The organism is Cerasibacillus terrae (genome assembly GCF_008039555.1).
Taxonomy (GTDB): Bacteria; Bacillota; Bacilli; order Bacillales; family Amphibacillaceae; genus Cerasibacillus; species Cerasibacillus terrae.
On the sequence record NZ_VDUW01000016.1, the window covers coordinates 25,317 to 38,301 of the forward strand.

A 12,985-nucleotide genomic window follows, 5' to 3' on the forward strand; every position below is an offset into this window, starting at 1 on the left:
AGAATCACCTCTTTTCATTTTGAAAAGTGTTTCATCACATCAATCAATTCATCTATTGCTGCATTTCCTTCCCCAGATTTAATGGCATGATGAACACAATGCTTCATATGTCGTTCACTAATCGCCAGACCTACTTTCTTTAGTGCTGCATCAATCGCACTAATTTGTACTAATATATCGATACAGTAACGATCGTCTTCTACCATTTTCTGAATCCCACGCACTTGGCCTTCCAGACGTTTTAGACGGTTTATGATCGCCTTTTTTTCTGATTCTGTTCTCGGCTTAATTGGATGATCATGAAGATATTTCCCCATTTAATCCCCTCGACTTCTATAATTTTAATTCGTCTATACTATACCACCCTACCGTATTTAAAGTCAATCCATTTGTACAGTGATAATAATCACAGAATAAATGGCTCTTTTTATATATATGATAATACAATACCCTCCTATCGTATTATAAGAATTATACTCTCCTACAAGCAAAATTATGTGATTATAAAAATCACCCCATAACAGTCCCTTTTATGAAATATTTGATAAATTACGCTATTTAACCGTTTACAATATATTGAAAATCGTATAATATAGAAATTGTTGTAATTTTAGTATCTATTGAAAAATTAATTCATTCGAGTTAAAATCTACAATCAATGGATGGACAATTATAGATAGGGTGAACAATTTCATATGTATAGAGTTTTAAAAATTGGAAGTGCCTTTATCGGGATTATTATTGGTGCAGGTTTTGCTTCCGGACAAGAAATACTACAATATTTTACTAGTTTTGGTTATGCGGGTACACTAGGCGCCATGTTGGCTACAGCATTATTTGCATATTTAGGAATGTCGCTAACAAAAATAGGAAGTAGATTACAGACTACCTCACACCGGGACGCTATTTATACGATAAGTGGACGTTACCTAGGTACGATTGTTGACGCTGTTCTATTATTTACGCAATTTGGTGTCGGTGTGGTTATGATTGCTGGTGCAGGATCCTTATTAAATCAACAATTTGGCTTTCAACCTGTCATCGGAAATATTATAGTAGCAATTTTAATTATTATTACGATGATGTTAAATGTTAATAGAGTAATTGCCGTTATTGGTAGTGTTACCCCTTTTTTAATTTTAACAATCTTCATTATTTGTATATATAGTTTGTTTACAATGGATATGACCTTTAATGAATTAAATCCAATCGCAAAAGGCCTCGAAAAGTCTCTACCAAATTGGTTTATTGCTGCGATTAACTATGCTTCATTTAATATTGCTGTTGGTGCAGGGATGTCTATTGTAATAGGTGGAGCCGAGAAAAATGAAAGAATCGCATCTATAGGAGGATTAGTTGGTGGTCTTGGAATTGGTGTTTTAATTGTATCGGCACATCTAGCTATTTTTTCAAAGATAGATGTTGTTCATACTTATGAAATGCCTCTATTAAAAATTGGAAATGACATTTCACCAATCCTCGGTTTCCTTATGTCCTTTATTTTATTTGGAATGATTTTTAATACTGGAATCAGTATGTTCTATGCTTTTGCAGCACGCTTCTTTCATGTAGAAGGAAGGTCCTTTAAAATCGGGGCATTTATCATTGTGATTATTGGATTTGCAGCTAGCTTTGTAGGTTTCACAGAATTAGTTGCAAAACTATATAAATTAATTGGATATCTTGGATTATTTTTAATCCTAGCTCTTATCTATGCACCATTTAAATTACGTAAATTAAAATAATATATTAATAATGTTAATAGAAATCTCTATTAAGATATGAAAACAATTTTTTATGTTGTTTATTTAAAGCATAAAAAATTGTTTTTTTAATTATATACTTCGATAGATCCGTAATGTTGATTCCACTATTCCTTTTTCAACTTATAGAATTTTATATACTCAAGAGTGACTCCACCTCTTCATTTCTCCATCTGTCCAATAATTAGATACAAGTCCTTGTCACTTTTCCCCCTTCGTAATTTCTACATGAACTAACTCTGTTCTATTACACCAGATTTTTTAACGTAATCTGACAGATAATTTTTCCCAAGTTCTTCACTTTCAATTCTCTGTTGTTAATATAATGCAGAAAAATCTATTTTTCTACAATTCGCTAGATTAAAATAATGATTTATTTGAAAAAATAAAATCTTTGGTATATAGTGTTATTATTGAAGTCTGTTATAGTACAGAGAATTGTGAATTACTTTATACCTCATATGAAAAAAATATAAATAAAAAAGGAGTGATTCTAATGGGGGTTGTGATGGAGAAAGACTTACAGGAAACAATTAGAAACGAGGACTTTTTACATAAAGTTGTGCCTGTTGAGGAAGCAATTACATGGATAGAAGATGGAATGATATTAGGCGTTAGTGGATTTACTTTGTTTGGTGAACCAAAACTCTTTCTACAAAAATTAGCAGAGCGTGGGGAGCAGGAGGACTTTAAAATTGACTTATATACAGGAGCATCTATGAGTGAATCTGCTGATGGTACCATGGTAGAAAATGATTTAATACGTTATCGCTTACCATATCAAGGAAATCCTATTTTACGGAAACAAATTAACCTTGGGTCCGTTTCTTATATTGATCAACACTTATCACAAACAAGTGAGACTCTTCGTCAAGGAGTAATAGGACCTATTGATTATGCGGTTATTGAAGCAACTGCAATAACAGAAGATGGACTTATTATTCCATCAGGATCTGTTGGGAATTCGCCAATCTTTATCGAGCATGCAGAAAACGTTATTGTAGAAGTCAACTTGAATCTCCCAAAAGAGTATGAAGGATTACACGATATTTATATTCCAAATGCACAAGGAAAGAGAAGTCCGATTCCAATCACAGATGCTAGTGATCGCATTGGTGACATAGGTATCCGTGTCGACCCTGATAAGGTAAAGGGTATTATCATTTCGAATAAAAACGATAGTCCCTCACCTCTATTTGAACCTAATGAAACAACACAGATCATTGCAAATAATTTATTGACATTTTTAGAAGAAGAAGTGAAATCTGGACGTTTAACAGAAGAGCTAGCCCCAATTCAATCTGGAGTTGGTTCGGTTGCAAATGCCGTTTTAAACGGAATGAAACACTCCCAATTTCGAAATGTTGTAGTGGCATCTGAAGTAATCCAAGATGGTATTTTTGATTTAATCGAAGCAGGGGTTGTTAAATTTGCATATGCCACAGCATTTTCTTTATCTGATAAAAGAGTTGCATCACTAAAAAGTGATCTTGCAAAGCATTGTAATAAAATTATGCTCCGTCCACAGGAAATATCTAATCACCCAGAGGTAATTCGACGTTTGGGAATTATCGCATTTAACACCGCAATTGAAGCAGACATCTACGGTAATGTAAATTCAACACATATTAACGGTACACACATGATGAACGGTATTGGTGGATCAGGGGATTTCACTCGAAATTCGAGGATTTCTATATTTGTCACACCATCAACCGCAAAAGATGGAAGAATCTCAACCATTGTTCCCTTTGTCTCCCATGTTGACCATACAAATCATGATGTAGACGTTATTGTAACAGAAAATGGTTATGTTGATATGCGTGGATTGGCTCCTCGCGAAATAGCGGAACAACTCATTGAAAACTGCATGCACCCACAATATAGGGAGCAAGCTTGGAGTTATTTTGAAGAAGCCAAAAAGAAAAGTGGTGGAAATACACCTCATATTCTCCAGAAAGCACATGCCTGGCATTTACACTTTCAAAAAAATGGCACGATGCTTTTAAATAAGTAATCATTAAAAAAGCGCAAGATAGAGCCATCTTTAAAAAATTAAAAGTAAGATGGCTTTTTTTTAGCTTGAGATTGATAGATCACTTCATTTTGGTTAAATCTCCTTCACTAGCTTTCCATACAGACAACGAAGTGTACTCTATATAACCCATACGATCTTCTCGTGGACTTTCAAAAAATAATACATTTTACTATATTTTTCTAAATTAAATCAATATTGTTTGAAAAACTATAATTTATTCTATATAGTAGGTCCTATGTAAGCGTATTCGGATATATTTTTTAGCGAGGCCACCTACGTAAAGTGAAATTTCAGTCAGTTGGGGTTTCACAGCCAGCTACCTGCGATAAAATATTGTTTTTCTTCATTTCCTTTATATAATACTTACCTCCAATTGTCCGAAATAAATGATTATAAAATTACTTATAACTTATTTATACATATAAAACCAGGAGTGATTCTAATGGGAGTTGTATTAGAAGATTTACAAGATACAATTAGAAATAAGGAATTTTTAAAAAAAGTTGTACCAGTTGAGGAAGCGGTTACATGGATACAGGATGGAATGGTATTAGGTGTTAGTGGATTTGCTTTATTCGGAGAACCAAAATTTTTTTTACAAAAGTTAGCAGAACGCGGAAAGCAAGAGAATTTTAAAGTTGATTTATATACAGGAGCCTCCATGGGGCCATCTGCTGATGGAGCAATGGTAGAATCTGATTTAATTGGATTTCGCTTACCATATCAGGCTAATCCTATATTACGGAAACAGATTAATAAAGGGAAGGTTACCTATATTGACCAACACTTATCACAAACAAGTGAGTCACTACGCCAAGATATTATCGGACCAATCGATTATGCAGTTATCGAAGCAACCGCAATAACGGAAGATGGACTACTTATTCCATCAGGGTCCATTGGAAATTCACCGATTTTTATAGAGCAAGCTAAAAACATTATCATTGAGGTGAATTTAAATCTCCCGAAAGAGTATGAAGGAATACATGATATTTATATTCCGGAATTACAAGGAGAACGAAACCCTATTCCAATGAAGCATCCAAGTGATCGCTTTGGTGAGAAAGGCATTCGTATTGATCTTGATAAAGTACGAGGGATTATCATTTCAAATGAAAATGATAGCCCATCCCCTTTATTTGAACCGAATGAAATAACACAGGAGATTGCCAATAACTTATTAAGCTTTCTGGATGAAGAAATTGAATTGGGACGTTTGACAGAAGAATTGGCACCAATTCAATCTGGAGTTGGTTCCGTTGCAAATGCCGTCTTAAGTGGAATGAAGCATTCTCGCTTTAAAAATATTGTCATAGCTTCTGAGGTCATCCAAGATGGCGTTTTTGATTTAATCGAAGCAGGAGTTGTTAAGTTTGCCTATGCAACAGCATTCTCCTTATCAGAAAAACGAGTTGCCTCCTTAAAAAGTGATCTAGCAAAACATCAAGATAAAATTATGCTGCGCCCACAAGAGATATCTAATCATCCAGAAGTAATACGAAGACTCGGTATTATATCTTTTAACACGGCAATTGAAATAGATATATACGGTAATGTAAACTCGACACATATTAATGGTACACATATTATGAACGGAATTGGTGGTTCAGGTGATTTTGCACGTAACGCGAAGATTTCTATTTTCGTTACACCTTCCACTGCAAAAGATGGGAAAATCTCAACCATTGTTCCTTTTGTTTCCCATATTGATCACACAAATCATGATGTTGATATCATTGTAACAGAATATGGATATGTCGATATGCGTGGCCTGGCTCCTCGCGAAATTGCAGAACAATTGATTGAAAATTGCATGCATCCAATTTATCGGGAACAAGCTCGTCGTTATTTTGAAGAGGCCAAACAAGTAAGTGGTGGAAATACACCCCATATCCTTCATAAAGCACATGCCTGGCATCTACATTTTCAAAAACATGGTACGATGCTGCTAGATGAGTAATTCGTTAGCCCAAGTCCCAAGAACCAGTATTACTGGCTCTTGGGACTTTTTTTAAAACCTTATATAATTTCCCTTCTTCACCAATTCACCATCCACTGACTATCTAATCCATTTATCTCTAAAAAATTTGAAGATGTTTCCTTGACCACGATAACTATCCTTGTTATTCTAAGTCCATTGTAAGCGGAACAATATACTGTTTAAAATGATAAATATCGTACTTTAATCGTAGTTGGAGGGATTTTCATTGAGGGCTTTCATAAATAAAATAAAAGACATGAGTAATAGACAACATGCTTTTTATGTTTTTATTACGTTTTGTTTCATCATCTCCATTGTTTTTATTTATCACAATCACTCCTTCTACGACAAACCAATCGCAAAAGTAACGGAAACAAGCCTATTAGAGACAACAAAAACAACGGATGAGCATCATAATGAAGACCAATTATTCACACAACATATTACAGCCCAATTAAAAAACGGTGAAAAAAAAGGAAAACCTATCTTTTTAACAAATGAATATTCATCATCAGGGGCTTATGACCACAAATTTACAGTTGGAAAAGAAGTATTTGTATCGATTGATAAAAACACTGATAAAGAAGGAAATTTAACTGGAAAAATAACAAATGTGAAACGAGATAAATATATTGTCATCGTTGCTTGGATTTTTATCTTTACTTTGCTAATCATTGGGAAAAAACAAGGGCAATTTACAATCATTAGTTTCATCATCAATATCTTGTTATTATCCTATGCCTTAGATATTTATGTAAATTATACAAACACGGATAGCTTATTATGGATAAGTGCCCTGCTGGCTATTCTATTTACTTTTACTTCTTTGTTATTCATTAATGGATTTAATGAGAAAACATATGCAGCAATTGTCACAACCTTATTTGGAACATTTTTTTCATTATTCATTGCCCATTTAGCGATGTGGTTAACTTCTGAAAATGGCCTTCATTATGAAGAAATGCAATTTTTAACACGCCCCTATTACTTAGTATTTATGGCAGGATTATTCATTGGATCCTTAGGCGCTGTCATGGATGTCGCAATTACGATGTCATCATCTATCTTTGAACTATATGAAAGGAATCACGGTATTTCAATGAAATCTCTAAAAAAGTCTGGTATGGATATTGGTAGAGATATTATGGGAACTATAACGAATATTTTATTTTTTGCATATCTTAGTGGTTCTATTCCGATGCTAATTTTATATCTAAAAAATAGCTCGTCATTAGGTTACACCCTATCAATGAACCTTTCATTAGAAATTGCACGAGCTCTAGCAGGAGGTATTGGGGTTGTATTAACCATTCCAATTAGCTTATATATTTCTATTTTTTTCGTTAATCGAAAGAGGGAAAAATCATGAATGTATTATTATTGCTAGCAATCATTTTATTTGTTTTGATGATCTTTATTGGTGGAAAAAAAGGTATACGATCCTTTTTCTCTTTATTCTTAAACTTTGCAGTGATAGTTCTAACAATATTATTCATGTTAGACCCACACATCAATCCAGTTATTATTACATTGATTGCATGTGTCTTGATAAGTTATATTAATCTACTTTTTGTTAATCAGATAAACAGTAAGACAATTATTGCATTCATCTCGACCATAGTTACCATTGTCATCCTGCTTTTATTCATTAACTTCATTACGGAAATTACGATGATTCAAGGATTTGGAGTAGAGGAATCCGAAGAATTAGCCGTTTTTTCGCTTTATGTGGGGGTAGACTTTGTTAAAATTGCTGCTTCTGTGATTATCATGAGTACAATTGGTGCTATAATGGATGTTTCCATCTCCATTACAACGTCAGTAAATGAAATATTCCACCACAATCGTTCACTGCAGAAAAAGGATTTATTCCTATCTGGCTTAAACATTGGAAGAGATATCTTAGGGACAGATACAAACACATTATTTTTTGCCTTCTTTGGTAGCTATTTAGGATTACTAATATGGGTTAAAGATTTATCATATTCTTATGGAGAAATTATTAATTCGAAAATATTTAGTACAGAGATTGTAACAATACTTTGCGCTGGAATTGGAATTGCATTGATCATTCCAATTACCTCTTGGATTAGTGCTTCCTATTTAGTGAAAACGAAACAGAAGTCATAGTTCATGTTTTAGAGTAATTCTTTTATAGCTACCGATTCTTATCCTTTAACAATCGAAATATTTTTGATATTATATATTTTACGAGGAGGTCTCTATCATGAATGTATGCTCGTGCGTTCTGACACGGACATATATTCATAATAGTGTACCTTCTCTCTTTTTAACAAAAATTACTTAAATATAACAATGGTCCCTGAGTAATACTTTAAACATACTGCTGAAACTTAAAAGGAGGAAAAATAATGGCGAATCGCAATACAGCGTTAATTCTTTTGTTACTTAATTTGTTTATTGCATTTTTAGGTATTGGTCTTGTCATTCCAGTCTTACCATCCATTATGAATGAATTGCATTTATCAGGTAAGATGGTAGGGTATTTAGTATCTGCATTTGCTATTACCCAATTACTTTTTTCTCCTATTGCAGGTCGCTGGGTAGATCAGTTTGGACGTAAACGAATGATTATTATCGGTTTAATCTTATTCAGCTTCTCTGAGTTGCTATTTGGTTTCGGTAAAGTAGTAGAAGTACTTTTTGCCTCTCGTCTACTTGGAGGTATAAGTGCAGCATTCATTATGCCCGCGGTAACGGCATTTATTGCTGATATCACAACGTTAGATACACGTTCAAAAGCAATGGGATATATGTCGGCAGCTATTTCTACTGGTTTTATTATTGGACCGGGAATCGGTGGTTTTTTAGCAGAAATTGGTACCCGTGTTCCTTTTTTTGCGGCATCTATACTTGCGTTAATTTCTGCAATTGCATCTATGGTATTGTTAACGGAACCGGAAAGACATAAACAAGCTTTAATAAAAGGGAAAACAAGTGGATTAAAGCGAATCTTCAACCCGCTCTACTTTATAGCTTTTATGGTTATTTTTATTTCCTCTTTCGGTTTAGCAGCTTTTGATTCTTTATTTAGTTTATTTGTTGACCATAAGTTTGGTTTCACACCTAAAGATATTGCTATTGTCATTACTGGTGGTGGAATAGTAGGTGCCATTTCACAGATTGTACTATTTGACTTTTTAACCAAAAGATTAGGCGAGGTAAAATTAATTCGTTATGCGTTTATCATTTCAGCAATACTTGTTTATGTCACAACAATTGTAAATGCCTATTTCCATATCTTATTGGTAACCATTTTCGTATTTATTGGTTTTGACTTAATGCGACCAGCTGTTACATCCTATTTATCAAAAGTCGCAGGAGATGAACAAGGTTTTGTAAGTGGTATGAACTCAATGTTTACCAGTTTTGGAAATGTCTTGGGCCCAATCGTTGGTGGTTTTTTATTTGATATTGACTTAGATTATCCATTTTATTTTGCATCAATATTTTTAGTGATTGGAATTGTGCTTACATTTTTTTGGAAGCAACCGACATATTCCGCCGACTAAAGGTTGTTAGCTACTATTCGTGACGGGATTTCTGATAACCCTGATTCCCGGGAACAATTAGCTACTATTCGTGACGGGATTTCTGATAACCCTGATTCCCGGGAACGATTAGCATCTATTCGTGACGGGATTTCTGATAACCCTGATTTCCGGGAACGATTAGCGTCTATTCGTGACGGGATTTCTGATAACCCTGATTTCCGGGAACGATTAGCGTCTATTCGTGACGGGATTTCTGATAACCCTGATTTCCGGGAACGATTAGCATCTATTCGTGACGGGATTTCTGATAACCCTGATTTTCGGGAACGATTAGCGTCTATTCGTGACGGAATTTCTGATAACCCTGATTTCCGGGAACGATTAGCGTCTATTCGTGACGGAATTTCTGATAACCCTGATTTCCGGGAACGAATGGTGTTTTATCAGACTTACCGACTGTGCAACAAAAACTAGGAAAAATGGAATTACTCTATATGCAAGGTAGTGAGTATTAGTGATAGAAAGTACGGAGGAAGATCAAGAGATTTCCAATTTCGAAATGATAAAAGCTATTTAAAAAACGTTTGGAATAATCCCAAACGTTTTTTATGTTTTTTCTCCTTTATTATTGGTCAATTAACTTTTCCATATCATTAAAAAACTCAGGATAAGAAATGGAGATTGACTTCGTATCTTCTAATTTCACACCTTCTTGACAAATTAATGCGGCAATCGCAAGCATCATACCAATTCGGTGATCACCATGGCTGGACACCGTACAACCACCATGTAATCTTGTCTTCCCACGAATAATCATGCCATCGTGGGTTGCCTCGATATCTGCTCCAAGCTTCTTCAATTCATTTACAACTGTATCAATTCGATTAGTTTCTTTTACCTTTAACTCTTCAGCATCTTTAATCACAGTCGTTCCCTCTGCTTGGGTGGCGAGTAAGGCAATCACAGGAATCTCATCAATTAACCTTGGTATAATATCTCCGTCAATAACTGTGCTTTTTAGTGTGGATGATTGTACAGTAATGTTTCCTATTGGTTCAAAATAATTTGGCTCAGTTGTGATAGAAACAGTTATATTAGCACCCATCTTTTTCATAGCTTCAATGATGCCTGTCCTCGTTTCATTTAAACCTACATTTTTTAAGGTAAGCTTTGCATTCGGTACAATTGCCCCTGCAACAAGCCAAAAGGCAGCTGAGGAAATATCACCTGGAACGAACACATCTGTTCCTACTAATGTTTGTTCACCCGGTATGCGAATGGTCAAATCATTAGATTCAACTACTCCTCCAAAATGGCGAATCATTCTCTCCGTATGATCTCTTGTTCGTTCCTTTTCAATGACTGTTGTTTCACCTTGTGCTTGTATCCCTGCTAATAAAATGGCGGATTTCACCTGAGCACTTGCGACAGGTAACTGGTATGTCATACCTTGTAAATCACCACCTCTAATAGAAAGCGGCGTTAAATCTCCACCTTGTCTTCCATCTATATAGGCACCCATTTCTTGTAAGGGAATAGTCACCCGTGTCATGGGGCGTTTTGCAATGGACTCATCACCAATGATACAACTATGAAAAGGACGGCCAGCCAATATACCGAGTAATAAACGAATGGTTGTCCCAGAGTTTCCTACATCTAAAATACTTTTAGGTTCTTTCAATCCATCAAAGCCATTACCGTGAATCACAATACTTTCCTCTACTACCTCTATCTCTACGCCCAATTGCTGAAAAATACGCATTGTACTGATACAGTCATCACCGAATAAAAAGTTTGTAACTGTTGTTTTACCTTTGGCTAATGCACCGAACATAATTGAACGATGAGAAATCGATTTATCTCCTGGAACTGCTAATTTTCCCGATAAAGCCTCTACATTATATGGTAATTCTACAATCTCCACCACACACCTCTCCCGTTATTAAATACTATTTCTACTATGATTGGACAAGCTCTTATTATATTTTAAAATATTTTGGGAAGGGATTTCATATTTACTTACGGTCCAAATGAAGTCATATAGTCTGTGTAATGCTCAATACAGTGGACAGCACGCTTACGATCGTCATCCGTTTGGAAGCTAATAACGAGTACACCATATATATCTTCACGTGTTTCTAAAATGCGGATATTTGTAATACTAATATCCTCAATTGCCAAATAACCGGTGATTTCTGAAATGACCCCAGGATAGTCAGGCACATCAACAAATAAGTCATAAAAACTATGAATAGCACCTTTTTTATTAGTTGGTAACTGATCACGAGTTTCCTTTGCTTGAAAAAAATAATCATAAATACCTGTCTCATTTTCTTCATGCAATAGTTGCTCCACCCGCTCCATCTCCTGTCTCCATTCAGATAAAAGCCGAAGCATCACATCTTTATTATGAAGTAAAATATCACGCCACATATCTGGGCTACTGGAAGCAATCCTCGTAATATCACGAAATCCCCCTGCAGCAAGACGATTAACAAGATTTTTTCCGTTATTCGCTTGTTCTGCCTGATGGACAAGTGAGGCAGCAATTATATGGGGAAAGTGACTAATAACACCTGTAATATAATCATGCTCTTTTGGAGAAATGTGAAGGAATTTCGCATTCGTTCCAGCCAACCATTCTTTTAGTTGCTCGACCTTTTCCATTGGGATACCATCTGTCGGTGTCAATAAGTAGAAGGCATTTTCAAATAGTCTTTCTTTCGCAGCAATTACACCACTTTTATGGGAACCAGCCATCGGGTGGCCACCTATAAATGTAATTCCATTTTCTCGCAGAATTGTGGAAGCTTTTACAATTTTTTGCTTTGTGCTGCCTACATCTGTTACAATCACATTTTCCTTCAACGTACAGTTTGCAAGCGTAGCGATAATTGATGGAGTAATATTTACTGGTGTTGCAATAATCACAAGGTCTGCTTCTTTTGCGCCATCTTCTATTGTTACGCATTCCTCATCAATGACCTGTAGCTTTTTTGCTAATCTACATTGTTCTTTATTCACATCATAGCCCATAATTATTATGTCCTTATGAGATCTTCTCATCGCCAATGCTAAAGAACCACCAATTAGCCCCAGACCAATGAGTAAAACTTTCCCTTTCATCTTAAGCCTCACCTCCTATAATAACAAAGTGTGTACACGTAAAATTCCAAATATATGAATAGAACTTGAACAGTTCCATAAATAATTAATTTTTCTTTACCAAACAATCCAACATCTTTCTTTAGTTGGTAAGGAATTAATTTTAATAGTCGCTTACCTCATTACATCATGCATATTTCACTGATTTTTTTCACTTATTAAGTCTGGTCTTAAGTTAATCGCATCTTCTAAATAAACGTGAGAAATTTCCTTCTGGGAAGCAATGGTATTTACATGCATCATAATACGAATACATTTCGGCAAAGAATCAGGAACGGGAATTTCCCTCATACACATCACAGGAACGTATGTCCAACCATCAACCAATCGAAGTGCTTTTGCCGGAAATGTTGCGGTAATATCCTCTGTAACAGATATAATTACAGAAGAAACGTCTGATGGATCAATCTTATTTTCAGCGATCATAGTACGGACTAATTCCTCCGTTTTTTCAACAATCTCTTCTGTATTATTTTCCTTTACTGTCGTCGCCCCTCTGATTCCACGAATCATACTACTCCCC

11 protein-coding genes are annotated in these 12,985 nt (G+C 35.1%); 7 read left to right on the top strand and 4 right to left on the bottom strand.

The window, feature by feature from the left end:
• Positions 1 to 14: 14 nt before the first annotated feature.
• Positions 15 to 317 carry a metal-sensing transcriptional repressor gene (locus FHP05_RS14665; protein WP_147670652.1) on the bottom strand — a complete coding sequence of 101 codons (303 nt, stop codon included), beginning with the start codon at positions 315 to 317 and terminating at the stop codon, positions 15 to 17.
• 378 nt (positions 318 to 695) lie between these two features.
• Here FHP05_RS14665 and FHP05_RS14670 point away from each other — a divergent pair, with 378 nt between their 5' ends.
• From FHP05_RS14670 to FHP05_RS14700, 7 genes are all read left to right on the top strand, one after another.
• Positions 696 to 1,745 carry a YkvI family membrane protein gene (locus tag FHP05_RS14670; protein ID WP_147670654.1) on the top strand — a complete coding sequence of 350 codons (1,050 nt, stop codon included), beginning with the start codon at positions 696 to 698 and terminating at the stop codon, positions 1,743 to 1,745.
• 526 nt (positions 1,746 to 2,271) lie between these two features.
• A complete protein-coding gene (locus FHP05_RS14675) occupies positions 2,272 to 3,780 on the top strand; it encodes a succinate CoA transferase (RefSeq protein ID WP_147670698.1) in 1,509 nt (502 codons plus the stop codon).
• 463 nt (positions 3,781 to 4,243) lie between these two features.
• Positions 4,244 to 5,761: a succinate CoA transferase gene (locus tag FHP05_RS14680; RefSeq protein ID WP_147670656.1), complete on the top strand. Its 1,518-nt coding sequence runs from the start codon at positions 4,244 to 4,246 to the stop codon at positions 5,759 to 5,761.
• A gap of 247 nt (positions 5,762 to 6,008) precedes the next feature.
• On the top strand, positions 6,009 to 7,151 hold the full coding sequence (locus FHP05_RS14685; protein WP_407923446.1) for a YibE/F family protein: 1,143 nt from the start codon (positions 6,009 to 6,011) through the stop codon (positions 7,149 to 7,151).
• Positions 7,148 to 7,912, top strand: coding sequence for a YibE/F family protein (locus tag FHP05_RS14690; protein WP_147670658.1), 765 nt, complete (start codon positions 7,148 to 7,150; stop codon positions 7,910 to 7,912). The genes FHP05_RS14685 and FHP05_RS14690 overlap by 4 nt, the downstream gene beginning before the upstream one ends.
• A gap of 242 nt (positions 7,913 to 8,154) precedes the next feature.
• Positions 8,155 to 9,315 carry an MFS transporter gene (locus FHP05_RS14695; RefSeq protein ID WP_147670660.1) on the top strand — a complete coding sequence of 387 codons (1,161 nt, stop codon included), beginning with the start codon at positions 8,155 to 8,157 and terminating at the stop codon, positions 9,313 to 9,315.
• A 3-nt stretch (positions 9,316 to 9,318) separates the two neighbouring features.
• Positions 9,319 to 9,771, top strand: coding sequence for a hypothetical protein (locus FHP05_RS14700; RefSeq protein ID WP_147670662.1), 453 nt, complete (start codon positions 9,319 to 9,321; stop codon positions 9,769 to 9,771).
• Between the two features lie 151 nt (positions 9,772 to 9,922).
• Here FHP05_RS14700 and aroA read toward each other — a convergent pair whose 3' ends face one another.
• The 3 genes from aroA to aroH form a co-directional block, all read right to left on the bottom strand.
• Positions 9,923 to 11,221 (bottom strand): 3-phosphoshikimate 1-carboxyvinyltransferase, encoded by a 1,299-nt coding sequence (gene aroA / locus FHP05_RS14705; protein WP_147670664.1) that lies wholly within the window; start codon positions 11,219 to 11,221, stop codon positions 9,923 to 9,925.
• Positions 11,222 to 11,316: 95 nt separating this feature from the next.
• Entirely contained in the window at positions 11,317 to 12,423 is a 1,107-nt protein-coding gene (locus FHP05_RS14710) for a prephenate dehydrogenase (RefSeq protein WP_147670666.1), read from the bottom strand.
• A 177-nt stretch (positions 12,424 to 12,600) separates the two neighbouring features.
• Positions 12,601 to 12,975 (bottom strand): chorismate mutase, encoded by a 375-nt coding sequence (aroH, locus tag FHP05_RS14715; RefSeq protein ID WP_147670667.1) that lies wholly within the window; start codon positions 12,973 to 12,975, stop codon positions 12,601 to 12,603.
• Between the last annotated feature and the right edge of the window lie 10 nt (positions 12,976 to 12,985).

What these genes read in the sequence shown, in the direction of transcription:
- FHP05_RS14675 (WP_147670698.1), top strand. Translation starts at nt 2,272, where the DNA reads ATGGAGAAAGACTTACAGGAAACAATTAGAAACGAGGACTTTTTACAT.
- FHP05_RS14695 (WP_147670660.1), top strand. Translation starts at nt 8,155, where the DNA reads ATGGCGAATCGCAATACAGCGTTAATTCTTTTGTTACTTAATTTGTTT.
- FHP05_RS14710 (WP_147670666.1), bottom strand. Translation starts at nt 12,423, where the DNA reads ATGAAAGGGAAAGTTTTACTCATTGGTCTGGGGCTAATTGGTGGTTCT.
- FHP05_RS14665 (WP_147670652.1), bottom strand. Translation starts at nt 317, where the DNA reads ATGGGGAAATATCTTCATGATCATCCAATTAAGCCGAGAACAGAATCA.
- FHP05_RS14690 (WP_147670658.1), top strand. Translation starts at nt 7,148, where the DNA reads ATGAATGTATTATTATTGCTAGCAATCATTTTATTTGTTTTGATGATC.
- aroH (WP_147670667.1), bottom strand. Translation starts at nt 12,975, where the DNA reads ATGATTCGTGGAATCAGAGGGGCGACGACAGTAAAGGAAAATAATACA.
- FHP05_RS14670 (WP_147670654.1), top strand. Translation starts at nt 696, where the DNA reads ATGTATAGAGTTTTAAAAATTGGAAGTGCCTTTATCGGGATTATTATT.
- FHP05_RS14680 (WP_147670656.1), top strand. Translation starts at nt 4,244, where the DNA reads ATGGGAGTTGTATTAGAAGATTTACAAGATACAATTAGAAATAAGGAA.